This is a genomic window from Pseudomonas sp. SIMBA_041 (assembly GCF_046535095.1).
Lineage (GTDB): Bacteria > Pseudomonadota > Gammaproteobacteria > Pseudomonadales > Pseudomonadaceae > Aquipseudomonas > Aquipseudomonas mucoides.
On sequence record NZ_JAWRXJ010000009.1, the window covers coordinates 85,029 to 111,062 of the forward strand.

Annotated in this window: 19 protein-coding genes; 12 read left to right on the forward strand and 7 right to left on the reverse strand. The window is 58.9% G+C overall.

All coding sequences use genetic code 11. The features are described 5' to 3' along the window. Positions 1-1,773: an N-acetylglutaminylglutamine amidotransferase gene (locus SB725_RS21860; RefSeq protein WP_059182359.1), complete on the reverse strand. Its 1,773-nt coding sequence runs from the start codon at positions 1,771-1,773 to the stop codon at positions 1-3. 296 nt (positions 1,774-2,069) lie between these two features. On the opposite strand from SB725_RS21860, the gene SB725_RS21865 reads away from it, so the two are divergent. After that, positions 2,070-4,994 (forward strand): dermonecrotic toxin domain-containing protein, encoded by a 2,925-nt coding sequence (locus tag SB725_RS21865; protein ID WP_410922576.1) that lies wholly within the window; start codon positions 2,070-2,072, stop codon positions 4,992-4,994. A gap of 324 nt (positions 4,995-5,318) precedes the next feature. Then, entirely contained in the window at positions 5,319-6,872 is a 1,554-nt protein-coding gene (locus tag SB725_RS21870) for an NEL-type E3 ubiquitin ligase domain-containing protein (protein ID WP_410922577.1), read from the forward strand. 6 nt (positions 6,873-6,878) lie between these two features. Here the strand turns inward: SB725_RS21870 and mnmC are convergent, their stop codons facing one another. Then, positions 6,879-8,858, reverse strand: coding sequence for a bifunctional tRNA (5-methylaminomethyl-2-thiouridine)(34)-methyltransferase MnmD/FAD-dependent 5-carboxymethylaminomethyl-2-thiouridine(34) oxidoreductase MnmC (gene mnmC, locus SB725_RS21875; RefSeq protein WP_410922578.1), 1,980 nt, complete (start codon positions 8,856-8,858; stop codon positions 6,879-6,881). A 299-nt stretch (positions 8,859-9,157) separates the two neighbouring features. On the opposite strand from mnmC, the gene pap reads away from it, so the two are divergent. Both pap and SB725_RS21885 read left to right on the forward strand, forming a co-directional pair. Beyond that, the gene (gene pap / locus SB725_RS21880; protein WP_027924092.1) at positions 9,158-10,672 is read left to right on the forward strand and encodes a polyphosphate:AMP phosphotransferase; all 1,515 of its coding nucleotides are present in this window, start codon (positions 9,158-9,160) and stop codon (positions 10,670-10,672) included. 102 nt (positions 10,673-10,774) lie between these two features. Beyond that, positions 10,775-11,959: a thiolase family protein gene (locus SB725_RS21885; protein ID WP_194940692.1), complete on the forward strand. Its 1,185-nt coding sequence runs from the start codon at positions 10,775-10,777 to the stop codon at positions 11,957-11,959. A 111-nt stretch (positions 11,960-12,070) separates the two neighbouring features. On the opposite strand, the gene SB725_RS21890 is transcribed toward SB725_RS21885, so the two are convergent. Beyond that, positions 12,071-12,265: a DUF6316 family protein gene (locus SB725_RS21890; protein WP_027924094.1), complete on the reverse strand. Its 195-nt coding sequence runs from the start codon at positions 12,263-12,265 to the stop codon at positions 12,071-12,073. 182 nt (positions 12,266-12,447) lie between these two features. Between SB725_RS21890 and SB725_RS21895 the strand changes: the two genes are divergently transcribed. Beyond that, positions 12,448-13,407, forward strand: coding sequence for a DMT family transporter (locus SB725_RS21895; protein ID WP_027924095.1), 960 nt, complete (start codon positions 12,448-12,450; stop codon positions 13,405-13,407). A gap of 105 nt (positions 13,408-13,512) precedes the next feature. Here the strand turns inward: SB725_RS21895 and SB725_RS21900 are convergent, their stop codons facing one another. Continuing rightward, positions 13,513-14,907 (reverse strand): class II fumarate hydratase, encoded by a 1,395-nt coding sequence (locus tag SB725_RS21900; protein ID WP_027924096.1) that lies wholly within the window; start codon positions 14,905-14,907, stop codon positions 13,513-13,515. Positions 14,908-15,100: 193 nt separating this feature from the next. On the opposite strand from SB725_RS21900, the gene SB725_RS21905 reads away from it, so the two are divergent. The 7 genes from SB725_RS21905 to SB725_RS21935 all read left to right on the forward strand — a co-directional run bounded on the left by SB725_RS21905 (position 15,101) and on the right by SB725_RS21935 (position 22,986). Continuing rightward, positions 15,101-15,628: a DUF2059 domain-containing protein gene (locus tag SB725_RS21905; RefSeq protein ID WP_027924097.1), complete on the forward strand. Its 528-nt coding sequence runs from the start codon at positions 15,101-15,103 to the stop codon at positions 15,626-15,628. A gap of 12 nt (positions 15,629-15,640) precedes the next feature. Further along, a complete protein-coding gene (locus SB725_RS21910) occupies positions 15,641-15,937 on the forward strand; it encodes a BolA family protein (protein WP_059182364.1) in 297 nt (98 codons plus the stop codon). Positions 15,938-16,109: 172 nt separating this feature from the next. Then, on the forward strand, positions 16,110-17,051 hold the full coding sequence (locus tag SB725_RS21915; RefSeq protein ID WP_027924099.1) for a rhodanese-related sulfurtransferase: 942 nt from the start codon (positions 16,110-16,112) through the stop codon (positions 17,049-17,051). Positions 17,052-17,054: 3 nt separating this feature from the next. Next, the gene (locus SB725_RS21920; RefSeq protein ID WP_027924100.1) at positions 17,055-17,696 is read left to right on the forward strand and encodes a DsbA family protein; all 642 of its coding nucleotides are present in this window, start codon (positions 17,055-17,057) and stop codon (positions 17,694-17,696) included. Next, positions 17,689-19,506: an ABC transporter ATP-binding protein gene (locus SB725_RS21925; protein WP_027924101.1), complete on the forward strand. Its 1,818-nt coding sequence runs from the start codon at positions 17,689-17,691 to the stop codon at positions 19,504-19,506. Before SB725_RS21920 ends, SB725_RS21925 begins: the two co-directional genes overlap by 8 nt. Before the next feature lie 180 nt (positions 19,507-19,686). Further along, positions 19,687-22,146 (forward strand): EAL domain-containing protein, encoded by a 2,460-nt coding sequence (locus tag SB725_RS21930; protein ID WP_059182365.1) that lies wholly within the window; start codon positions 19,687-19,689, stop codon positions 22,144-22,146. 78 nt (positions 22,147-22,224) lie between these two features. Further along, on the forward strand, positions 22,225-22,986 hold the full coding sequence (locus SB725_RS21935) for a TenA family transcriptional regulator (protein ID WP_228758893.1): 762 nt from the start codon (positions 22,225-22,227) through the stop codon (positions 22,984-22,986). 141 nt (positions 22,987-23,127) lie between these two features. Here SB725_RS21935 and SB725_RS21940 read toward each other — a convergent pair whose 3' ends face one another. The 3 genes from SB725_RS21940 to mupP form a co-directional block, all read right to left on the reverse strand. Beyond that, positions 23,128-24,054 carry a GGDEF domain-containing protein gene (locus tag SB725_RS21940; protein WP_059182366.1) on the reverse strand — a complete coding sequence of 309 codons (927 nt, stop codon included), beginning with the start codon at positions 24,052-24,054 and terminating at the stop codon, positions 23,128-23,130. A gap of 372 nt (positions 24,055-24,426) precedes the next feature. After that, the gene (locus tag SB725_RS21945; RefSeq protein WP_008031809.1) at positions 24,427-25,167 is read right to left on the reverse strand and encodes a YciK family oxidoreductase; all 741 of its coding nucleotides are present in this window, start codon (positions 25,165-25,167) and stop codon (positions 24,427-24,429) included. A gap of 191 nt (positions 25,168-25,358) precedes the next feature. Continuing rightward, positions 25,359-26,030, reverse strand: coding sequence for an N-acetylmuramic acid 6-phosphate phosphatase MupP (gene mupP / locus SB725_RS21950; RefSeq protein WP_027924105.1), 672 nt, complete (start codon positions 26,028-26,030; stop codon positions 25,359-25,361). Positions 26,031-26,034 lie beyond the last annotated feature (4 nt).

Consider the following 26,034-nt stretch of genomic DNA (forward strand, 5'->3'; position numbering starts at 1 on the left):
TCAGATTCCTTGCTCGCTGAGCCACAGGTTCAGGGCCGCCAGTTGCCACAGCTTGGAGCCGCGCAGCGGAGTCAATTGACCCTGCGGGTCAGTCAGCAAACGGTCGAGCATCGCCGGGTTGAACAGACCGCGATCCTGACTCGGATCGAGCAGCAGTTCGCGCACCCAGTTCAGCGTATCGCCCTGCAAATGCTTGAGGCCGGGCACCGGGAAGTAACCCTTCTTGCGGTCGATGACTTCACCCGGAATCACCAGGCGCGCCGCTTCCTTGAGCACTTGCTTGCCGCCGTCCGGCAGTTTGAATTTGCCCGGCACACGGGCCGACAACTCCACCAGTCGATAGTCGAGAAACGGCGTGCGTGCTTCCAGGCCCCAGGCCATGGTCATGTTGTCGACGCGTTTGACCGGGTCGTCCACCAGCATCACCGTGCTGTCCAGACGCAGGGCTTTGTCCACCGCCGCATCGGCGCCGGGCTGTGCGAAATGTTCCTTCACGAAGTCACCGGCGGCGTCATTCGCTGTCAGCCATTTCGGCTGCACCGTGGCGGCGTAATCGTCATAGCTGCGGTCGAAAAATGCCTCGCGATAGGCGGCGTACGGATCGGCGGCGCCGTCGACTTGCGGATACCAGTGATACCCGGCGAACAACTCGTCCGCGCCCTGGCCGCTCTGGACCACTTTGCAATGTTTGGCCACTTCGCGGGACAGCAGATAAAAAGCGATGCAGTCATGACTGACCATCGGCTCGCTCATGGCGCGGAACGCAGCAGGCAGTTGCTCGATGATCTCTTTTTCGTCGATGCGCAATTGATGGTGCTGAGTGCCGTAGTGCTTGGCGATCAGGTCCGAATACTGGAACTCGTCGCCGCGTTCGCCGCCGGCATCCTGAAAACCGATGGAGAAGGTCGACAGGTTTTCCACGCCGACTTCACGCAACAGCCCGACCAGCAAACTCGAGTCGACGCCGCCCGATAGCAGTACGCCGACATCGACCGCCGCCCGTTGACGAATCGCCACCGCATCTCGGGTGCTGTCGAGCACCCGGTCGCGCCAGTCTTCCAGGGTCAGGTTCATTTCGTCGGCGCGAGGGCCGTAGGGCAGGGTCCACCAGGTTTTCTGCTCGGTGCGGCCATCGGCTTCGATGCGCATCCAGGTGGCTGGCGGCAGTTTTTCAATGCCGGCCAGCAAGGTGCGCGGTGCCGGGACCACGGCGTGGAAGTTCAGGTAATGATTGAGCGCCACCGGGTCGAGTATCGGGCTGATGTCGCCACCCTTGAGCAACGCCGGCAGTGCCGAGGCAAAGCGCAGGCGCTGGCCGGTGCGCGACAGGTACAGCGGCTTGACGCCGAGACGGTCGCGGGCGATGAACAGGCGCTGGGCATCGCGCTCCCAGATAGCGAAGGCAAACATGCCGTTGAGCTTGGGGAGCAAGGCTTCGCCCCAGGCGTGATAGCCCTTGAGCAGTACTTCGGTGTCACCGCCGGAATAGAAGGCATAACCAAGGCTTTCGAGCTCGGTGCGCAATTCCGGAAAGTTGTAGATCGCGCCGTTGAAGGCCAGGGACAAGCCCAATTGATTGTCGACCATCGGCTGCGCCGAACCGTCCGACAGGTCCATGATTTTCAGCCGACGATGACCAAGCGCAATCGGCCCTTGGGCATGGAAACCCCACGCATCGGGGCCGCGAGGGGCCAGGTGATGGGTGATTCGTTCAACGGCCGCGAGGTCCGCAGGTTGATGATCAAAGCGTAACTCGCCAGCTAATCCGCACATAAAATCCTTACCGGTTTTTCCGTTGGGGAGGGTCAATCGATACCCGGCCAAAACGGCGGGTACTCAGAAACTGACCCGGTGGGACCGTGGGAGTTTTAGATCGATAAGTAATAAGCCGCCGCAGTGAACCGGACGGCCTTACCCGAAAAGAGCTGGAGGTGTGCGGTACATATTGATGCGACGCATTGAAAATGCTGCTGCTTAAGCAACTGAATACACGAGGTTTTCTGGTTATTCATTGACGATTGAAGGGGCTACTTTAGGGACTCTCCCGCTTGCAATAAGGAACATTGCGAATGTCAGACAAGGACCCCGTCAACCCGGCTGTCAAGCCATTCACGGATTCAGATCAGCTATCGGCTTTGATCGACATGACTGGCGATCTGGACAGTGCCGAAACGCTTCAAAAGACCTTGCCCAAGTGGCTGACCGACGCCACACCCGAGCAGATCGCCGCGCTTGCCAGCGCCATGCGTGAGCTGCAGGTCTGTCAACTCAAGGTTCAGCCGACACTTGATGCGCTCAAGCCGCTGTACGAGTTCTGTCGCACTGAATTGACGGAAGCGCTGACGACGCAATTCGCTGTGGCGTTCGACGTTGAAAAAGACGCCGTCGAGCTACCGGGATTCGATTGCGGTTGCCCCGGTTCCACCGCGACCGATGATGTAGCCAAACAGCAAGTGATCGCCCAACGCAGCTTGTTACAGGCTGCAATGCATAACTTCACCGAGGACGAAACGGCTGAGAATGGCTTCCCTCCAGGCGCGATTGTACGTCTGGTTTCAACGCCAGAGGGTTTGCGCCGGTTGACGCCCATGGCATTTGCCAAAGTGTGTCGCGATCTGGATTTGGGGAAGCGCTACCAGACTCATTTCGAGACCACCTTCAAACCTGCCGCGGTAGGGCTGGACATCCGCCGGCTGAAATTGAGTGCGCTCAAGGTGGACGCTCATACGGCGCTATTGAAAGGCGACATTGGTGACTCGGCGTTTCAGATGTTGCAAAGCCTGGAGTTGAACAGCGGCGCAGGCGACGCTGCGGGCGTGAAGGCCATTCTCTACGAGGATTTACCGGTTCATACGCAAGGGCTGGAGTTGTTCGGAACCTGTGTCTGGGGAGTGGTCATCTTCTCAAAACGAGCGCTAACGGATCATCCGATCGACGGGTGTGTCGTGTACATGCCGAACGAGCCAACCCGGCCGTTATACGAATACAGCACCTTCGCCCTGTTCGAGTATTATTTGTACCGACAGCTGAAGGATCGTGCCTACGCGGATTTTTTCGCCAGCTACATCGATGAAAGCAACAAAACCAATTTCTACACCTCTGTCACACAAAAGAAGGCAATGAACCTGCAGGCGTCTCCCATTCTGGTGACGCTGTTCAATTTCCTTTACCAGAGCCATGTCACGAAGATGCAGAGTGATGCATTGATCCTGGCTGTGCCGACGGCGGATGTTGACGCCGTTTCGCGTCAGAACCGTCTGGAAGCATACGAAGAAGCAGGCCTGCTGATCGCCAACATCGCCGGGTTATTTGTTCCGGTGCTGGGGCAATTGATGATGGGGCTTGCGGTTGGACAACTGTTGGGCGAGGTCTACGACGGTATTGAAGACTGGCGCCATGGCGACAAGGCCGGGGCAATGGCCCACCTGCTCAACGTTGCAGAAAACATTGCCATGATGGCGGCATTTGCGGCGGGCACCAAAGCCATCGGTTCACTGGTCAGGAGGACTGTCGAGCAGCATCCGGAATTTTTCAGTCGGTTCACCGCCGTAAAGAATTCGGCAGGCAACCCCCGGCTCTGGTTGTCGGACGGGGCGCCCTACCGACGAACGCCGCCAGTGGGGGGCACCGCTGATGCCGAGGGCATCTATCACGTCGGTCCCCAGCGTTTCATCAGGATCGACGATGCGAATTATGAGATTACCTTCGATCAGGTTCTGGACGCATGGCGAGTCAGCCATCCTGCCCGCCGCGGCGCTTTTTCACCGGTTGTCGAGCAAATCGGTGAGGGCGGTTGGCGCTTTGCTCATGAACAATCCGAAACTTGGAGCAGCGGTGTCTATGCCTTGAAACGCATCGATCCGCGGTTGGCCGAACTCGATGAGTGGCGGCTGGAAGATATACGGAAAATCACCGACACCCCGTTCGCGCGACTGCATCATCTGGCTGACAAAAACAGAGGGTTGCCTGCGCGGTTCAAGGATAGCGTCGCGCGTTTTCGTCTCGAGCAGCGGCTGACCGATTTCATTGCAGACCTGGAGAAAGGTGATACACGACGTGCCGAGTATGCCCTGGAGCAACTGCATACCTTGCCATCCCTGCCGGGTTGGCCAGCAGACCGTTATATTGAAGTGCTCGATAACGAGCGCAAGATCACCGCGATGTACCCGCCAACGACGTTGGTCCCGGACGAAGAGTTGAGTATCGTAGTGACCGAGGCGCAGTTGGCCAGGGGCGATTTGCTGGATACGGTGGTGGCCGGGCTGTATCAGAGTGAGGTCGATGCATTGCTGGGCAAGCCCATCGTCAAAGGTACAGAGAGCGGATTGCTTGCGAGGAAAATCGGAGCGGCGGTGAAGGCTGATCGCAGATCCGTCTTCAAGCACCTGTATCAACGGCATGACCAGAGCATCGTCAGCGATGTGCAAAAAGTACGCAGCGTCTTTTCCGAACTTCCCGCCGGTCTGGCGCAGGAGTTGATCGCCGCCTCTAGCAGTGCCGAACGCCTTGGCTTGCGAGCAACAGGGCGGATTCCCATGGGGTTGGCGCAAAACGTCCGGCAAGTGTTGGCCGATATCCGTCTGGACCGGGCGCTGGCCGGGTTTTCGTTACCCGAAATTGCGGAGGCCGACACGCGGAAGCTGGCCATACCGTTGCTTTCCCGCCTGGGTGGCTGGAGCAAAGATGTGCGGATTGAACTCCGAGAGGGTTCTACCACCGGTACCTTGTCGGCCAGCGTGGGCAACGAGAACGCTGCGCTCAAACGCGTCATCATCAGCACTGCCAGCGGACACGAAGCGTTCGGCAGCGATGGGAAATCGCTTGGCGCCGCTTTGGGGGCCAACAGCCTCTACAGCGCGATCTTGCGCGCGCTTCCCCTGGAGCAACGCACGGCCATGGGCGTCGCCGGAATCGGGGACAACGATGCGCGGCAATTGAGTGTCGATCTGCTGGGCAAGGGCGTTGAGAGTAGAGCCATCGCCGAGCGAGTGTAGTCAGGTGCCTCAATTGAAGATCCGCCTTCGTCCGGCGAGTGCCTGCAAGCCGATGAACCGGTGCCCGGAACGACTCACCCTCGAGCGCTGGTTCGCAAGGTCAGAAAGCTTTACCCGCTGCTGACCGACGCTCAGGCCCGGGCATTGCTTGAGGGACTGGGTAGCGACCACTTGGTGCGAGCGAAGGAGGTCAGAAGTCGACAGCAGGCGTTGAAAAAGCTGCGAAGTACGCTCCGCGCCTGGCGCGCAGAGGAGATCGATCCGAGGTCACCGACCGAGAACCCCAGCGAGTGGCGCCAGAGTCGCTTGCAAGTGTCCGACATCATGGAAAACAGCTGGCGTCGTCTGTTTTTCATGCGCAATGAAAAAGCGACTTCGGTACCGGGTTTGAGTCTGGACAAGATGCGCGTTGGCAAGCTTCCGATCTTGCCACCCGAGGTCACCTTTGATCACGTGCAATACCTGTCGCTCAAGGACATGGAGCTGGATAACGATGTGGCGTACTTCCTCAAGGCGTTCAGAAACCTTGAATCCCTGGTGCTGGATGCCAACAAACTGACATTGCTGCCGGAAATTCTTTCGCAGATGCCGACGCTCAAACACCTCAGCCTGGCGAACAACGATTTGCAATTGACCGAGCAGACCTTGAAGAAGTTGAACGGTATGCGAACGCTTGAAACCCTCAACCTGACTGGAAACCGCCGACTCGGCGCAACGCTGGATGTTGGCCGGCTGTTTGATTTGCGTTACCTGTCACTGCGCGACACCCGGGCTACTGAATTACCGAAAAACCTCGCGCGCTTACCCAATCTGGAGCGAGTTGATCTGCGCGACAATGAGATCAAGGACCTGCCGGACTGGTTGTTCAGCAGCACCCGGCGGTTGAGCGAAACACTCAACTTGCGGCATAACCCTCTATCGGACGATAGCCAGTCCCGCCTTGGGCAATTTCGTGAACGGGTCGGCGTCGGCATGGGGTATCTCGAAGACGACATTGCCCGCTTGAACGAGCAACAGGCGCGAGAACTCTGGTTGCCAGAGGAGTGGGTGTCGCCCGCGCGGGCTGCAACATGGACGGCATTCAAGGACGTCCCGGCATCTGATGGTCTGTTTCGATTACTGGCCGAACTGGGAGACACCGCGGATGCCGAATATGTGCGCGAGGACATGACCCGACGAGTCTGGAGCGTGCTGGACGCCGCCCAGGCCAATACGTTGCTGCGCGAGCAGGTGTTCGAACTGGCTGCCAATCCAATCAACTGCACGGATTCGGCGGCAATGAACTTCAGTCATCTGGAAGTGGCCACGGAAGTGGACAAGGCGATCAATCCCGTCGGGAGTTTGCGTTCTACGGCAGCAGGTTTGTTGAAGCTTGGGCGAGGTCTATTTCGGCTTGAGGAACTGGAGAAGCTCGCTCAAAGCCACATCAGGCAGGACCTCAAGGCTGATCCGCTGGAAGTCAGCCTCGCCTATCGAACCGGGTTGGCCAACACTCTGGACTTGCCGGGACAACCCACACACATGCGCTATGCCTCTTTGAGCGGTGTGAAGCAGACCGATCTCGACATTGCGGAACGCAAAATTAAAAGCGCAGAGCTGTCACCGCAGTTAAAACGGTTTTTGATCCGTCAGCCGTTTTGGACGGATTACCTGAGTCGCCATTACTCTGGACGATTCGCATCGGTCAGCGGGACGTATCCGGCAAAGTTGCAAGCGGTATTCGATAAGGCCGAGAGCCTGACGACGGCCGATTATCTCAGTCAGGTATCGGTGATCAAGACCGAAAAAGAAACGGCGGAGAATGCCGTTTTCGAGCGCTTGACCGAGGACGTCATGAAAATGGTGGAGCTGGGCACTTGCTCTCTGGCGGACGGTTGAGCGGTTTCACTGACCCCGGATCAAACGCCGCAAGGCAAAGCGGTTTGGATGACAGGCTTCAGCCACGGCTCTGGGTAATGGCAGCGGCTCGTCATCCAGCCACGCTGCCAGCAACTCGCCCGACAACGGCGCAGTAATCAGCCCCCGTGAACCGTGACCGCTGTTGACGTACAAACCGTCCAGCCATGGGCAAGGGGTGTCCGGAGTTTGCCGGGCATCCTTGCTCAGGGCGATGTAGGCGTCGGCAAATGCCTGGCTGTCGGCCAAGGGGCCGACAATCGGCAAGTAATCCGGGCTGGTGCAGCGAAACGCTGCGCGCCCTTCAAGTGCTTCTGGTTGCAAGGTGTCTGCACCGAGTCGCGCGACCAGGTCCATCGAGATTTCTTCGAGCATGTGCAGATTGCCGGCATGCTCGGCAGCTGTGGGGGTCAGGTCATCGTTATTGAAATCGAAACTCGCGCCGAGGGTGTGCTCATCCAAACGTGCCGGAGCGACATACCCTTCGGCGCACACGACGGTGCTCAGGCTTTGGCTTTCAGGTGTCTGGTGCAGGCGGGTGATCTGCCCGCGAATTCGTTTGAGCGGCAGCTCGCTGCTGTAGGGGAAGCGCTTGATCTCGGCGGCGCCGGCAAGCACCACCACGGGAGCATCGGCCAGCAATGATGTGCCATCCCACGCTTGCCATTGCCCGTCGACACGGCGTAGCTCCAGCACATCACGATGGGTCAGAATCCGGATGTTCGGATGCCCGGCTTGCCAGTGGCACAGGGCGGGTGGATGCACCCAACCGCCTTCGGGGTAAAACAGGCCGCCCGATTGCAGCGCGACACCGGCGCGACGCTCGGCTGTTTCGCGATCAAGCAGGTGCAGCAGGTCTTCGGGAAACGCTGCCGCCAACTGCGCCTGACGTTCCGCTTCCTTGGTACTGAAGGCCAATTGCAGTACACCGCAATCGCCCCAGTCGACACCGCGCTGCAAATGCTCCAGCAACCGACGGGTGTGGCCAAAACCGCTGACAATCAATTGTGACAAAGCCGTGCCATGGGCCGACAGCTTAAGGTACAAAACGCCTTGTGGATTGCCTGAGGCTTCTTGCGCGAGCGCGTCGTGACGCTCCAGCAAGCTGACCTGCCAACCCCGTGCAGCGAGACTCGCGGCCGTGGCGCAGCCGGCCAGTCCGGCACCGATCACCAGCGCATGACGTTCGCCGTCCAGCGGCGTCGGGCGAGCAAACCAGGGTTTTGCCGTAACGGGTGCGGCGCTGTCTTCAGGCCAACCGAGAAACACGCCCCGCAGGATTTCCCATTTGTGGCCGATGCCAGGCGTGCGCTTCATCTTGAAGCCCGCCGCATTCAGCAAACGGCGCACCCAACCGGTGCTGGTGAATGTGCTGATGGTCGAGCCTGGCGCTGCGAGCCGTGCCAGTTCGGCAAACAGTTCGGCGGTCCACATGTCGGGATTTTTCGCCGGGGCGAAACCGTCGAGAAACCAGGCGTCAATCTGCGCGTCCAGTTGCGGCAACTGCTCCAGTGCATCGCCGATCAGCAGCGTCAGGGTGATCCGGCCGTTGTCCAGGACCAGACGCTGGAAGCCTTGATGGATTGCCACGTATTGCGCGAGCAGTTGATCGGCGAACGGTTTGAGTTCCGGCCATAACGCCAGGGCTCGTTGCAAATCGGGTGCGTTCAACGGGTACTTTTCGACGCTGACAAAGTGCAGTCGCGCACCCGCCACCGCGTGTTGCTCAAACAATTGCCAGGCACACAAAAAATTCAACCCGGTACCGAAGCCGGTCTCGCCAATGACCAAGCGGCCACCGTCCGCTAACGCCGCAAATCGCTCACGCAAATTGTTTTGTTCGAGGAACACGTAACGGGTTTCTTCAAGACCGGATTTGTCCGAAAAATACACGTCATCGAACACTCGCGAATACGGGCGACCCTGGTCGTCCCAGTCGAGTTGGGCGTGAGGCAATACAGGTTTCATGGCAGGCTCGGCAACGGCAAGGCCGCCATTCTAGCCGATCGCCGGGGGGATGCTTGATCTATGGCACGGGATACTTGTAGCCGCTGCCGAAGGCTGCGTTCGGCCGCGCAGCGGTCGCAAAATCGAGCCATGGGTTTTTTTCAGGTAAATAACGAGTTCAGGTTTCACGACCGCTACGCAGTCGAACGCAGCCTTCGGCAGCTGCTACACGAAACTGTTCCGGCAGTGAGGTGAGGGATTTCTCCCCCGCAAGGGAGGTCAATCCGCTAGTCTTGCTCAATCAGGAAAGGGAGCCGTCCATGTTTGAATCCGCCGAAATCGGTCACGCCATCGACAAAGAAACCTATGACGCCGAGGTGCCGGCGCTGCGCGAAGCCTTGCTGGAAGCGCAATTCGATCTTCAGCAGCAGCAACGTTTCCCGGTGATCATCCTGATCAATGGCATCGAAGGCGCCGGCAAGGGCGAGACGGTCAAGCTGCTCAACGAATGGATGGACCCGCGCCTGATTGAAGTCCGCACCTTCGACCAGCAGACCGACGAAGAGCTGGCGCGGCCACCGGCCTGGCGTTACTGGCGGATGTTGCCGGCCAAGGGCCGCATGGGGGTTTTCTTTGGCAACTGGTACAGCCAGATGCTGCAAGGCCGGGTCCATGGCCTGTTCAAGGATGCCGTGCTCGATCAGTCGATCAACCAGTCCGAGCGCTTTGAAAAAATGCTCTGCGACGAAGGTGCGCTGATCGTCAAGTTCTGGTTCCACCTCTCCAAAAAGCAAATGAAGGCACGCCTCAAGGCCCTGGCCGACGATCCGCTGCACAGCTGGCGCATCAGTCCGCTGGACTGGCAGCAATCCCGGACCTACGACAAATTCGTGAAGTACGGCGAGCGTGTATTGCGTCGCACCAGTCGCGACTACGCGCCGTGGCATGTGATTGAAGGGGCGGACCCCCACTATCGCAGCCTGGCGGTGGGCAAGATCCTGCTCGAAGGCCTGCAAAATGCGCTCAAGCGACCCAAGGTCCATCCCGACAAGGTCAACGCCGCGCCGCTGCCGATCCATATCGATCAGATCAACCTGCTCGACAGCCTCGACTTGACCCAGCAGCTGGACAAGGAAGATTACGAAGAACAGCTGATTACCGAGCAGGCGCGGTTCTCCGGTCTGATGCGCGATAAACGCATGCGTCAGCACGCGTTGGTGGCGGTGTTCGAAGGCAATGATGCGGCGGGCAAGGGCGGGGCGATCCGGCGAGTCGCGGCGGCGCTCGATCCGCGTCAGTACAGCATCGTGCCAATTGGCGCACCCACTGAAGAGGAGCGGGCACAGCCCTATCTGTGGCGGTTCTGGCGCCACCTGCCGGCCAAGGGCAAGTTCACGGTATTTGATCGGTCCTGGTATGGGCGGGTGCTGGTGGAGCGCATCGAAGAGCTCTGTCCGCCAGCAGACTGGCTGCGGGCCTACAGTGAGATCAACGACTTCGAAGAGCAGATTTCCGATTCGGGCATCATCGTCGTCAAGTTCTGGTTGGCCATCGACAAGCAGACCCAACTGGAGCGTTTTCAGGCGCGAGAAGAAATTCCCTTCAAGCGTTTCAAGATCACCGAAGACGATTGGCGCAATCGCGAAAAATGGGACGCTTACCGCGCCGCCGTCGGCGACATGGTCGATCGCACCAGCACCGAAATCTCGCTCTGGACCCTGGTGGAAGCCAATGACAAGCGCTGGGCGCGGGTCAAAGTCCTGCGCACGATCAATCGGGCATTGGAGGACGCGTTCGAAAAGTCCGACAAGAAGGCCAGGCAGCACAAGAACTGAGGCGATGGTTACGCATACGCGGGGTGAATGATTGTCGCGGTCGGTTATGAGGTGGACTTATGCTCGGTCCACTCTCAACCGACAACAACAATGAGGTATGCCATGCGTGAAGTGGTGATCGTCGACAGCGTGCGGACCGGCCTGGCCAAATCCTTTCGCGGCAAGTTCAACCAGACCCGTCCGGACGACATGGCGGCCCATTGTGTCGATGCCTTGTTGGCGCGTACCGGCATCGATCCGGCCAGCGTCGAGGATTGCATTGTCGGTGCGGGCTCCAACGAAGGCGCGCAGGGCTACAACATCGGGCGCAACGTGGCCGTGTTGTCGCGTCTGGGCATCGGCACCGCCGGCATGACCCTCAACCGCTTTTGCTCCTCGGGCTTGCAGGCGATTGCCATCGCCGCCAACCAGATTGCGTCGGGTTGCAGCGACATCATCGTTGCCGGTGGCGTCGAGTCCATCAGCCTGACCATGAAAAGCGTCAACACCGACAACCTGATCAACCCGCTGCTGAAAGAGCAGGTGCCTGGCATCTATTTCCCGATGGGCCAGACCGCCGAAATCGTCGCGCGTCGCTACGACGTCAGCCGCGAAGCGCAGGATCTGTATGCGTTGCAAAGTCAGCAGCGCACGGCAAAGGCTCAGGCCGCCGGTCTGTTCGATGATGAAATCGTGCCAATGGCGGTGAAGTACCGGGTCGAAGACAAGGCCACCGGGCAAATTCAAATCCTCGATGGCATCGTCGATCGCGACGACTGCAACCGCCCGGACACCACGCTGGAAAGCCTGGCCGGTTTGAAACCGGTGTTTGCCGAAGACGGCTCGGTCACGGCAGGCAACTCGTCGCAACTGTCCGACGGCGCGTCGATGACGCTGGTGATGAGCCTGGAAAAAGCCCTGGAACTGGGCTTGAAGCCCAAGGCGTTCTTCCGTGGTTTCACGGTTGCCGGGTGTGAACCGGATGAAATGGGCATTGGTCCGGTGTTCTCGGTGCCGAAGTTGCTCAAGGCCAAGGGCTTGCAGTTGGCCGACATTGACCTGTGGGAACTCAACGAAGCGTTTGCTTCGCAGTGCCTGTACAGCCGTAATCGGCTGGAGATCGATCACGAGAAGTACAACGTCAATGGCGGCTCGATTTCCATCGGGCATCCGTTCGGCATGACCGGTTCGCGTCAGGTCGGGCATCTTGTGCGGGAGTTGCAGCGACGCAATTTGCGTTATGGCGTCGTCACCATGTGCGTGGGTGGCGGGATGGGCGCGACGGGGTTGTTTGAGGCGGTGCGTTAAATTCGCAAAACGGTGTCGCCTGATCAATCGCTATCGCGAGCAGGCTCACTCCTACAGTTGATCGCATTTCAATTGCAGGAGTGAGTCTGCTCGCGAAGGCAGCGCCTCGGTCTAACGGCGGGCCCTTAAAATCTGCATCCGCTCGATATACGCCTGAATCTCCCGCGCCGCCGCCTCGGCATTATCAAACGGCCCTTCGAGCGTATTTTCCCGAGTACTGAAATACAGTTCCCCATTCACACGACACAACCGGTCACTGCGAAAGTGCATCGCGGGGGCGTTGTCCTTGGCGCGCATGCCGTACATGGCGATCTCCTGGGGGGAATACCGTGAGCTTATGCACGAACCTCCGACTGTGCCCGGCCAACTGATCGACGGCCGCTGCGACCTGCACAGTTTCATTCGCGTCCACTCGCCAACTGTCCCTGTGTGCCAGACGCCGCTGCGCCTAGAATGGTGTTTCTCGCCATCAGGCTGTTGGGGTTCGCATGCACATTTCATCCGGTCGCTGGGTTTACGGTCTGTTTCTGGCCCTGTTGACTGCGCTGTTGTGGGGAATCCTGCCGATCAAGCTCAAGCAAGTGCTGTTGGTGATGGACCCGGTGACTGTCACCTGGTTTCGCCTGATTGTGTCCGGTGGTTGCCTGTTTGTGTATCTGGCCGCGACCAAACGTTTGCCAACGCGCAAAGTCCTCGGCCCGCGAGGTGGCTGGCTGGTGTTGATGGCGGTGCTCGGTCTGGTCGGCAACTACGTGCTGTACCTGATGGGTTTGAACCTGCTCAGCCCCGGCACCGCGCAACTGGTGGTGCAGATGGGCCCGATCATGTTGCTGATCGCCAGTCTGTTTGTGTTCAAGGAGCGTTTCAGCGTGGGGCAGGGGATTGGCCTGTTGGTGCTGCTGATCGGTTTCGCCCTGTTCTTCAATCAGCGCCTGGCCGAGTTGCTCACTTCGTTGACCGAATACACCACGGGCGTGCTGCTGGTGTTGTTGGCGTCCACGGTCTGGACTTTCTATGCCTTGGGGCAGAAGCAATTACTGACGGTGTGGAATTCGTTGCAGGTGATGATGGTGATCTACCTGTTCTGCGCGTTGTTGCTGACACCGTGGGTGCATCCGCTTGAAGCGCTGCAATTGAGCCCGCTGCAAGGCTGGCTGCTGCTGGCGTGCTGCATGAATACGCTGATTGCCTATGGCGCGTTTGCCGAAGCGCTGGCCCATTGGGAAGCTTCACGAGTGAGTGCGACGCTGGCGATCACGCCGTTGGTGACGTTTGTCGCGGTGGCCGTGGCCGCGTGGTTGTGGCCCGATTATGTGCATGCCGAGACGATCAACGGTCTGGGGTATGGCGGGGCGGTGCTGGTGGTGTTGGGGTCGGCGTTGGTGGCGTTGGGGCCTTCGTTGATGGCGGGGCTCAAGGCTCGTAAGGTCCGGATGGCAGCAGGTTAATCGCGTCATCGTTCATCGCGGGCAAGCCACGCTCCCACAGGAAATGGCGATCCCCCTGCAGGAGTGAGCCTGCTCGCGATAGCAATCTAACTGACACTGTAAAACTTAACCTTTGGCCCCAGCCTCCAGCATATTCTCCGGCCTTACCCAGGCCTCAAACTGCTCATCCGTCAGATACCCCAGCTGCAATGCCGCTTCCCGCAAGGTCAGCCCTTCGGCATACGCCTTCTTGGCAATCTCCGCCGATTTGTCATAACCGATGTGCGGATTCAGTGCTGTCACCAGCATTAACCCACGCTCCAGGTGTTCAGCCATTTTCTCTGCGTCCGGCTCAAGCCCGGCGATGCAGTGCTGCTGGAAGTTGCTGCAGCCATCCCCCAGCAGGCGGATCGATTGCAGCAGGTTGTGAATGATCACCGGTTTGAACACGTTCAATTGCAGATGGCCCTGACTCGCCGCGAAGCCGATGGCGACGTCATTGCCCAACACCTGACAGGCCAGCATCGACAGCGCTTCGCACTGCGTCGGATTGACCTTTCCCGGCATGATCGAGCTGCCCGGTTCATTGGCCGGCAATTTAACCTCGGCCAGACCGGCGCGGGGGCCGGAGCCCAGCAGGCGCAAGTCGTTGGCGATTTTCATCAGGGTCACCGCCAGGGTCTTCAACGCCCCCGAAAGAGTCGTCAGCGGTTCGTGACCGGCCAGCGCCGCGAATTTGTTCGGTGCGGTGATGAAGGGCAGGCCGGAAAGGGCCGCCAGCTCGGAAGCAATCGCTTCGCCAAAACCGTGGGGCGAGTTCAGCCCGGTGCCAACGGCGGTGCCGCCCTGGGCCAGTTCACACACGGCTGGCAGTGCGCTGCGGATCGCCCGTTCGGCGTAATCCAGTTGCGCGATAAACGCCGAGATTTCCTGGCCGAAAGTGATCGGCGTGGCGTCCATCATGTGCGTTCGGCCGGTCTTGACCAGTTTCATGTGGCGCGCCGCCAACTCGGCCAACCCGCCCGACAGTTCACTGATGGCCGGTAGCAAATGCTGTTGCACGGCTTGGGCCGCCGCGATGTGCATGGCGGTGGGGAAGCAGTCATTGGAGCTTTGCGAGCGGTTGACGTGATCGTTGGGATGCACCGGCGACTTGCCACCGCGCGGGTTGCCGGCCAGTTCGTTGGCGCGGCCGGCGATCACTTCGTTGACGTTCATGTTGCTTTGAGTGCCGCTGCCGGTCTGCCAGACCACCAGCGGGAACTGGTCGTCATGGCTGCCATCGAGCACTTCGTCGGCGGCCTGTTCGATCAGCCGGGCGATGTCGGCGGGCACATCACCGTTACGGTCGTTGACCCGCGCCGCCGCTTTCTTGATCAATGCCAAAGCGTGCAGCACCGCCAGCGGCATCTTTTCGTTGCCGATGGCGAAGTTAATCAGCGAGCGTTGCGTCTGAGCGCCCCAGTAAGCTTCATCCGGGACTTCCACCTGGCCAAGGCTGTCGGTTTCGATACGGCTCATCAATGCACACTCCTGTAGGGCTGATAGCGCAGTTTAGGCCGTGATCGCCGGCCGTGGTTCCATCTGAAGGTTTTTTGCCTCTTCAACCCCTCTAATTCAGGCCTGACAAGGCTTGGGGTTGAGCGACACACTTTTTTAGGCGCAGAATGGACGCCCTTGGGGTTTTACCTCGCCTGCTAGAAAAGGAAACTCGATGACTCGTCTTCGTGCCATCTGTACCGCGGTTGCACTGGTTTGCGCCAGCGGCCCAGTTTTTGCCGATACCGCCAGCCACAACGCCAGTGCCGAAGCTTTCCTGACTCTGGCGCACGCTGACAAATTGGGCACTCCGGTGTACATGCAAGTACAGCAAATGTTCGCTCAGCGCTTTGAACAGACCAAAGCCCCTGAATCGAAAAAAGCCTTGCTGGAAACGTATCAAGCCAAAGCCAACGCCGCGCTGGACCAAGCCATTGGCTGGAACAAGCTGAAGCCGGACATGGTCAAGCTCTACACCACCAACTTCACCGAGTCCGAGCTCAAAGACCTGGTAGCGTTCTACCAGTCGCCGCTGGGCAAGAAAGTCCTGGAAAAAATGCCGCAGCTGACTCAGCAATCGGCCCAGATGACTCAAGCCAAGCTGGAAAGCGCGGTACCTGTGGTCAACAAACTGTTGGCTGACATGACTGCCGAGCTGGACCCGAAAGGCGCTGCGGCTCCAGCAGCCAAGAAAAAGCCTTAAGCGGAGTTCGGTATGACCATGCAACAACGCATCGAATCAACGCTGGGCCTGTTACAGCCGCAGCATCTGCAAGTGCTGGATGAAAGCCACATGCACAGTCGTGGGTTGCAGACTCACTTCAAGGCCGTGGTGGTCAGCCAGCAGTTCGAAGGGCTGAACCGGGTCAAGCGTCATCAAAAAGTCTACGGCACGCTCGGCGAGCTGATGGGCGAGTTTCATGCGTTGGCGCTGCATACCTACACGCCTGAGGAATGGGCACAGATCGACGCGGCTCCGGCCTCGCCGACCTGTGCTGGAGGAAAGCAGTAAAAAGCAGCTTCAAGCTGCAAGCTGCAAGATCACGGCGACCTGCTTCAACTTGCCGCTTGAAGCTTACCGCTCGAAGCTGCTTTCTTGCTAAAATCCGCAACGCGCCGCTCACCCGGCGCGTTTTTTTTATCCGGTTCACCCTTTGCGAGGGTAGCCACCTGGAGAAATACCCATGACACAACAGATTGTCGTGGCGGCACTGTATAAGTTCGTCACCCTGGAAGATTACGTCGCCTTGCGCGAGCCACTGCTGCAAGCGATGGTCGACAACGGCATCAAAGGCACGCTGCTGATTGCCGAAGAAGGCATCAACGGCACCGTGTCCGGCAGCCGCGAAGGCATTGACGGGCTGATGGCCTGGCTCAAGAACGACCCACGCATGGACGACATCGATCACAAAGAGTCGTACTGCGACGATCAGCCGTTCTACCGCACCAAGGTCAAGCTCAAGAAAGAAATCGTCACCCTCGGCGTTGAAGGCGTAGACCCGAACAAAAAGGTCGGCACCTACGTGGATCCACAGGACTGGAATGCGCTGATCAGCGATCCGGAAGTGTTGTTGATCGACACCCGTAACGATTACGAAGTCTCGATCGGTACCTTCGAAGGCGCCATCGACCCCAAAACCACCAGTTTTCGCGAATTTCCTGACTACATCAAAGCCAACTTCGACCCGGCCGTGCACAAGAAGGTGGCGATGTTCTGCACCGGTGGCATTCGCTGCGAGAAGGCGTCGAGCTATATGCTCAGCGAAGGCTTTGATGAGGTCTATCACCTCAAGGGCGGCATCCTGAAGTACCTCGAAGAGGTGCCGCAGGAAGAAACCAAATGGCAGGGCGACTGCTTCGTGTTCGACAACCGCGTGACCGTGCGGCATGACCTCAGCGAAGGCGACTACGATCAATGTCATGCCTGCCGTACGCCGATCAGCGTTGAAGACCGCGCCTCCGAGCATTACGTCGCCGGCATCAGCTGCCCGCATTGCTGGGATACGCTGAGCGAGAAGACCCGACGCAGTGCCATTGATCGGCAGAAGCAGATCGAACTGGCCAAGGCGCGCAACTTGCCTCACCCGATCGGCTACAACTACAAGCAAACCCCTTCCGAGGCTTGAATCATGTCTGCGCGCCGCCGTCTGCTCTATGTGATGGATCCGATGTGTTCCTGGTGCTGGGGTTTTGCGCCAGTGGCCACTGCCTTGGTCGAACAGGCGCGTGCGGCGGGCGTAGAGGTGCATCTGATTGTCGGTGGTTTGCGCACCGGCAGTGGTGCGGCGCTGGAGCCGACTACCCGACGTTACATTCTTGAACATTGGCAGGCGGTCACCGAAGCCACCGGCCAACCGTTCAAGACAGAAGGCGCGTTGCCGGACGGCTTTGTGTATGACACCGAGCCTGCCTGCCGGGCGTTGGTGACCGCACGTGCCCTGGCGCCGGATTGCGCATGGAAACTGTTAGGCCTGATCCAGCACGCGTTCTACGTCGAAGGGCGCGACGTCACCCACGCCAGTGTGCTGGTGGAATTGGCCGAGCAGGCCGGTCTGCCGCGCATCGAATTCGCCGCCTTGTTTGACAGTGCCGATATGCACGCCGCCACGGCGGCCGATTTCACCTGGGTCCAGGACCTGGGCATCGCCGGTTTCCCTACCTTGCTGGCTGAGCGCAAAGGTCAATTGGCGTTGCTGACCAATGGCTATCAGCCCCTGAGTGAATTGTCCCCGTTGCTCGGCCGCTGGCTGGAGCACTCTGTCTGTGCATGATGGTCCTGATGGCGTCCCGGCTCCCGCGTGTGTCGATCGGCTGAGCTGGGCCGAAATCCGCCGACTGGCCTTGCACCATAAAAAATCCCTTTGGATCGCCAATGGCGTCGCCGTGTTGGCGACCTTGTGCAGCGTGCCGATTCCGTTACTGCTGCCGTTGCTGGTGGACGAAGTGTTGCTGGGCCACGGTGACGCCGCGTTGAAGGTGATGAACCACGCCTTGCCCGAAGGCTGGCAGAAAGCGGCAGGCTACATCGGCCTGATGTTGTTCGTGACCTTGTTGCTGCGCTGCGGCGCCTTGTTGTTCAACGTGATCCAGGCGAAATTGTTTGCGGCGCTGGCCAAGGACATTGTGTATCGCATTCGTACCCGCCTGATCGAGCGGCTCAAGCGCATTTCACTGGGCGAATACGAAAGCCTGGGCAGCGGCACGGTGACCACGCACCTGGTCACCGACCTGGACACGCTGGACAAATTCGTCGGCGAAACCCTCAGCCGGTTTCTGGTGGCGATGCTGACGCTGGTCGGCACCGCGAGCATTCTGATCTGGATGCACTGGAAGCTGGCGCTGCTGATCATGCTGTTCAATCCGTTGGTGATTTACGCCACGGTGCAGCTGGGCAAGCGGGTCAAACACCTGAAAAAACTCGAAAACGACAGCACCTCGCGCTTCACCCAGGCACTGACCGAAACCCTCGACTCGATTCAGGAAGTGCGTGCTGGCAACCGCCAGGGGTTCTTCCTCGGTCGCCTTGGCCTGCGGGCCCGGGAAGTGCGCGATTACGCGATCAGCTCGCAATGGAAAACCGATGCCTCGAACCGTGCGAGCGGCCTGCTTTTCCAGTTCGGTATCGATATTTTTCGCGCGGCGGCGATGCTCACCGTGCTGTTCTCCGACCTGTCCATCGGCCAGATGTTGGCGGTATTCAGCTACCTGTGGTTCATGATCGGCCCGGTGGAGCAATTGCTGAATTTGCAGTACGCCTATTACGCCGCCGGGGGTGCGCTGTCGCGGATCAACGAGCTGTTGGCCAGGGCAGATGAGCCGCATTATCCCGGTGGGGTCGACCCGTTCCAGGGCCGCGACACGGTGGGTATTGAAGTGCAGGGGCTGAGCTTCGGTTATGGTGATGAGTGGGTGTTGAACAAGATGGACCTGTCCATCGCCCCCGGTGAAAAAGTCGCGATTGTCGGCGCCAGTGGCGGTGGCAAAAGTACGCTGGTGCAACTGTTGCTGGGGTTGTACACGCCGTTGGCCGGGACCATCCGCTTCGGTGGTTCGACCCAGCAGGAGATCGGCCTGGACACCGTGCGCGAAAACGTCGCCGTGGTCCTGCAACATCCGGCGCTGTTCAACGACACCATCCGCGCCAACCTGACGATGGGCCGTGTACGCAGCGACGATGCCTGCTGGCAGGCACTGGAAATTGCCCAACTGCACCACACGGTTCGAGAGCTACCCAATGGCCTGGACAGCGTCGTCGGGCGCTCCGGCGTGCGTTTGTCCGGCGGCCAGCGCCAACGCCTGGCGATTGCGCGGATGATACTGGCCGAACCCAAAGTGGTGATTCTCGACGAGGCCACCTCGGCGCTGGACGCTGCCACCGAATACAACCTGCATCAGGCCTTGTCGCGGTTTCTGAGCCACCGCACCACGCTGATCATTGCGCACCGGTTGTCCGCGGTGAAACAGGCTGATCGGGTGCTGGTGTTCGATGGCGGACAGATTGCCGAGGATGGTGACCATCAACAGTTGATAGCTGATGGTGGTTTGTACGCGAAGCTTTATGGTCATTTGCAGCAACTTTAGCGTCGACGTACAGTCCCTTTTCTATTGCGCTTCATGCGTCGCCGGGAACATCCCGGCGAATAATCAAGGACTTGCCCGTCCTGGCAGGCTTCTCGCTTGCCGGGATCGAGAACGCACCCTAGTCTAGCTATAGCGATCACGTTGGGATGATGATCTGGCAGTGCTAAAACAAGGGACCTCATGAATCAAACCCGGACTCTCGGAACGCCACGGTTGTTGGGCATCGTCTGGCCATTTATTGCCGTCGTGCTGTTTCAGGCCCTGTTGGGTGGCGTCAGCCTGTACGTTCTGTCGGCGGTTCGCGGCTACGTTGCCGGTGAAAGCCTTTGGTCAAAGGGCCAAAAGGACGCCATCTATTACCTCAACCTCTACGCGGACAATCGCGACGAGGCGATTTTCCGCAAATACCAGAACGCCATTGCCGTTCCTCAGGGTGGCCACGAATTGCGTGTGGCGCTGGATCTCCAGCCGCCCGATATCGAAGCTGCGCGAGTGGCTATCCTCAAGGGGGGTAACCACCCCGACGACGTTTCAAGCCTGATCTGGCTCTACCTCAATTTCCGCCATTTCACCTACCTTGAAAAAGCCATTGACCGCTGGACGGTGGGCGACGCGTACCTGCTGCAACTCAATGACGTGGCGCAAGAGATGCACCAGCGCATTACCGAAGGTCAGGCCACCACCGCCGATATCTGGCGCTGGAAGGATCGGATATTCGCCATCAACGATGCAGTGACGCCCGCTGCCAAAGCGTTCAGCGATGCGTTGGGCGAAGGCTCGCGCCTGATTCTCCGGTTGCTGCTGGTGACCAATCTCGCCACGGCGCTGGGCCTGATCGCGCTGGCGTTGCTGCGTACCCACAAGTTGCTCAGGCAGCGCCATGAGTTCGCCGAGGCGCTGCAACTGGAGAAAGACCGGGCGCAGATCACCCTGCAATCCATTGGCGACGGGGTCATTACCACGGATGTCGAAGGCGCTATTGCCTACATGAACCCCGCCGCCGAGGCGCTGACCCACTGGAAAGCCGAACAGGCGACGGGTCTGCCTTTGGCGGCACTGTTCAACTTGCTGGATGAAAACGCCCAGGCTGATGGTTTCACGTTGATCGAACATATTCTGAGCGGTCAGCTCAGCGGGGGCAGCGAACATTCAAAGCTGATTCAGCGCCTGGATGGCAGCACGGTGTCGGTGACGCTGGTTGGCTCGCCGATTCGCAATGCGGGCAAGGTCAGCGGCACCGTGCTGGTGTTGCATGACATGACGCAGGAGCGCCAATACATTGCCAATCTGTCCTGGCAGGCGACTCATGACGCCTTGACCGGGCTCGCCAACCGCCGAGAGTTCGAGTTTCGGCTGGAGCAGGCACTGCACAACCTGACGCGGCATTCCGGGCGTCATGCCCTGATGTTTCTCGATCTGGATCAATTCAAACTGGTCAACGACACCTGTGGCCATGCGGCGGGCGACGAGTTGCTGCGGCATATCTGCGCGCTGTTGCAGTCGGGCTTGCGCGAAGGCGACACCCTGGCCCGCCTCGGTGGCGACGAATTCGGCATCTTGTTGGAAAATTGCGCGCCGGAAGCGGCCGACAAGATTGCCGAGAACCTGCGCCAGACCGTCCAGAACCTGCACTTTGTCTGGAAAGGCCGGCCCTTCGTGACGACGGTGAGCATCGGGCTGGTTCATCTGGCGCAAACGCCAACTTCCCTTGAAGCCTCGCTGCGTGCTGCGGACATGGCGTGTTACATGGCCAAGGAAAAGGGGCGCAATCGAGTTCAGGTCTATCACGCCGATGACTCGGAGCTGTCGCTGCGCTTTGGCGAGATGGCCTGGGTCCAGCGTCTGCATATGGCGCTGGAAGAGGATCGCTTTTGCCTGTACTCCCAGGAAATCGCACCGCTAGGGCATACCGAGCGCGGGGGTGGGCATATCGAAATTCTGTTGCGCCTGCATGACGAAGCCGGCCGCATGATCCTGCCGGACAGTTTTATTCCGGCGGCGGAGCGTTATGGCTTGATGACTGCACTCGATCGCTGGGTCGTGGAGAACGTCTTCAAGGTCATTGCCCAATGTATATCGGAGGCGCGTAAAGGTCCGTTAGCCATGTGTGCGATTAATCTGTCAGGTACTACTATCGGAGATGAGGCGTTTCTGGACTTCCTGCGTGAACAGTTTGTTAACTATTCCATTCCGCCTGAAATGATTTGTTTTGAAATCACTGAAACCAGTGCTATTTCCAATTTGGGCAGTGCAATCAGATTTATCAATGAGCTCAAGGGTTTAGGTTGTCACTTCTCGTTAGATGACTTTTGCGCCGGAATGTCCTCGTTCGCTTACTTGAAACATTTGCCTGTAGACTTCTTGAAGATCGACGGGAGTTTCGTAAAGGACATGCTGGACGACCCGATTAACCGCGCCATGGTCGAAGTGATCAACCACATCGGCCATGTCATGGGTAAGCGCACGATTGCCGAGTTTGTAGAGTCACCCCAGATCGAGCAGGCATTGCTGGAAATCGGGGTCGATTTCGCTCAAGGGTATGTGATTGAACGCCCGCATCTGTTTACCTGCGATAGTTTGCAAAGTCGTCCTGCCCGGCCTCAGCCTTTGTTGTTCAAGGCCCCGGGCACGTTCCGTTGAAATCTCTTGCTGATCCGAACAATCACAATCAAAAGGAGCCCGACAGTGATCGACACATTCAACCGAACCGGACCACTCATGGAAGCTGCAAGTTATCCTGCCTGGGCGCAACAGCTCATCAAGGATTGCAGCGAGAGTAAGCGCCGGGTTGTCGAACACGAACTGTATCAGCGCATGCGAGATAACAAACTCAGCGCAAAAACCATGCGTCAGTACCTCATCGGTGGCTGGCCGGTCGTTGAACAGTTCGCGTTATACATGGCACAAAACCTGACCAAGACTCGCTTTGCCCGCCATCCTGGCGAAGACATGGCGCGTCGCTGGCTGATGCGCAATATTCGCGTGGAATTGAACCATGCCGATTACTGGGTGCACTGGAGTCGGGCGCACGGCGTCAGCCTTGAAGATTTGCAGGCGCAGCAGGTGCCCCCTGAACTTCATGCCTTGAGCCATTGGTGCTGGCACACCAGTTCGGCGGATTCGCTGATCGTCGCCATCGCCGCGACCAACTACGCCATTGAAGGCGCAACCGGTGAGTGGTCGGCGCTGGTTTGCTCCAGTGGCGTCTATGCGGCGGCGTTTCCGGAAGAGGATCGCAAACGGGCGATGAAGTGGTTGAAGATGCATGCCCAGTACGACGATGCCCATCCGTGGGAGGCACTGGAAATCATCTGCACCCTGGCGGGCATGAACCCGAGCAAGTCATTGCAAGTGGAACTGCGTCAGGCCATCTGCAAAAGCTATGACTACATGCACCTGTTTCTGGAGCGCTGCATGCAGCTGGAGCATTCGGAAAAAGCACCGGTGGCGCGTGAGCGCATGGCGCTGGCAGAAAGCTAAACGGGTTTAAAGACACTACAAACCAAATGTGGGAGCGAGCTTGCTCGCGATGGCTGCTAAACATTCAATAAAGATGCTGAATGTTAGAAAGCTATCGCGAGCAAGCTCGCTCCCACATTGGTTTGTAGTGTTGTTTAGAGCTCAACCCGCCATCGTCAACCGGTTGCGCCCCTCGCGCTTGGCGACATACAACGCACTGTCAGCCCGTCGCAACAAGCTCTCGGCAGACTCACCCGGCAGCAGGGTCGAACATCCGAGGCTGACGGTCAGTTCTACTGCATTGCCATCCGCCCGATAGTCCTGAGCCTGAGCTGCTGCCCGCAGCCGTTCGCCGACCATGGCGGCAGCTTCTCGAGTGGTGTTGGACAGCAGGATCAGAAACTCTTCGCCGCCAAACCGGAATACCATGTCGACATTGCGCAACTGGTTTTTGATCGCCGTGGCGACGGCCTTGAGTACGTCATCGCCGGCGTTGTGGCCATAACTGTCGTTAACGTTTTTGAAGTGGTCGATGTCCAGCATCAGCAGGGACAGAGGCATCAAGTGGCGTCGCGACATCTCGATTTCGCGTTCCAGGGTCTGATCCATGGCGATGCGGTTGCCAGTATCGGTCAATGGGTCACGCAATGCGCTTTGCGTCGCCGCCCGGTAAAGCAGGGCATTGCGCATCGGGAACAGCAGTGCCGACAGCAACGACTCCAGATTGCCTTGATCAAGCTCGCTGAATCGCTGATTGCGGCGGAAGACCAGTTCACCCAGCTGCTCGCCTTCATGGCTGAGGCTGTAACTGACCGAGTGATGGCCGCGCTGACCGAACTCCAGGCGCAAGTCACTGGCCTGATGCCGATAGTTCAAGGCATCCAGTGGTACCAGGCGCTGAACTTCGCGGAAGAAAAGTCCGAGAATGCGTTGTGGCTCGAGGCTGGTTTGCAACTGCTGACCCAGTTGCTGGCGCAATAGCGCAAGGCTGACGGGGCGTTCCAGAAGAGGAGGTTGCTGACCAAATCCCAGGCGTTGCAATTTGGCGCTATCGAAGTCAATTGCGTTGGTCTGGGAAGGTGATTTCATATGGCTGAGCCCCTAAGCGGTAAAGCTGTCTTACAGGCTGGGTGAGAGCGGCTTCAGGCTGCGCGTCATACTGGTCCATCAGTCCCGTGGGACAGTTGGCGCAAGTTTAGTCTGCTTTGCCGAAGATTAGTAACCTATCGACTTGGGAGCCCGCCTGTCTGCTTTCACACTGCGTGTCTGAGCAAATTTAGAGCGAAAGTCGTGCCATTCGGTTCATTCGAATATAAAGCTATAAAAAACATAGAGTTGAGTTTGATTTTGAGTTTTTTTAACGAAAAGGGGTGGCGGTTGTTTGACTGGGAGGAGGGTAGTTACGACTCACTTTGAGTGCCGCGCCGGAAAATCGGCACGGCACAAAAGCGACGCACGGTGTTACTGGGCGTTGAACGCCTGGCCGTTGATGCCAGTGCTGTCCGGTCCCATCAGGTAGAGGTAGACCGGCATGATCTCCTCCGGGGTCGGGTTGTTGAGCGGGTTTTCCCCAGGGTAAGCCTGGGCCCGCATGCTGGTGCGCGTGGCGCCCGGGTTGATGCTGTTGGAGCGGACCGGGGCCACGGTGTCCACTTCGTCGGCCAGGGTTTGCATCAGGCCTTCGGTGGCAAATTTGGACACGCCATAAGCGCCCCAGTACGCGCGGCCCTTGCGGCCGACACTGCTGGAGGTAAATACCACCGAGGCGTCTTGCGACAATTTGAGCAGTGGCAGCAGGGTGCTGGTGAGCATGAACATGGCGTTGACGTTGACTTGCATGACGCGCATGAAGTTTTCGCCGGACAGTTGTTCGATCGGCGTGCGGGGGCCGATGATCGATGCGTTGTGCAGCAAGCCGTCGAGATGGCCGAATTCGGTCTCGATCATCGCCGCCAGTTCATCGTACTGGTGGGGCAGGGCGGTCTCCAGATTGAACGGGATCACCGCCGGCTGTGGATGCCCGGCTGCTTCGATTTCGTCATACACCTGAGTCAGGTTGGCTTCGGTCTTGCCCAGCAGCAGGACAGTGGCGCCATGGGCTGCGTAGGTTTTCGCAGCCGCCGCGCCGATGCCGCGGCCGGCACCGGTGACCAGAATGACCCGGTCCTTGAGCAATTCGGGGCGAGCGGAATAATCAAACATAAGAAAACCTCAACACAATTCAACAATAAGGCGAACACCGAACCTGTGGCGAGGGAGCTTGCTCCCGCTCGGCTGCGCAGCAGTCGTGAAACCTGCAGATGCGGTGTGCCTGACAGAGTGCGGTGATAGCTAGAGGGGTCGCTTCGCGCCCCAGCGGGAGCAAGCTCCCTCGCCACAAAAAGCCGCTCTACTTAGCAACTGCATAAAGCGCTATCGAGCACCTTGCGCAACTCCAGCGGGTGATCAACCACCACGTCCGCACCCCAGTGACGCGGGTTGTCGTCGGGGTGAATGTAGCCGTAGGTCACCGCAGCGGTCTTGGTGCCGGCATCGCGGCCCGATTCGATATCGCGCAGGTCATCGCCGACAAACAACACGCTGGCCGGGTCCAGGTCGAGCATCTTGCATGCCAGAATCAGCGGCTCCGGGTCTGGCTTGCTGTTCTTCACGTGGTCCGGGCAGATCAGCAGCGCGGAACGCTCGGCCAGCCCCAGTTGCTGCATGATCGGCTCGGCGAAACGCAGCGGCTTGTTGGTCACCACGCCCCAGATCAGGCTGGACTGCTCGATGTCGGCCAGCAATTCGCCCATGCCGTCGAAGAGCTTGCTATGCACCGCGCATCCGGCGAGATAGCGCTCGAGGAATTCGAGTCGCAGCTCTTCAAAGCCTGGCGACTCCGGGTCCATCGAGAAGGTCACGGCGACCATCGCCTTGGCGCCGCCGGAAATCTCGTCACGGATGTGCTTGTCATTCATTGACGGCAAGCCGCGATCGGCGCGCATTGCCTGGCAGATGGCAATAAAGTCCGGCGCGGTGTCGAGCAGCGTGCCGTCCATGTCAAAAAGGACTGCTCTGATACGCATCGGC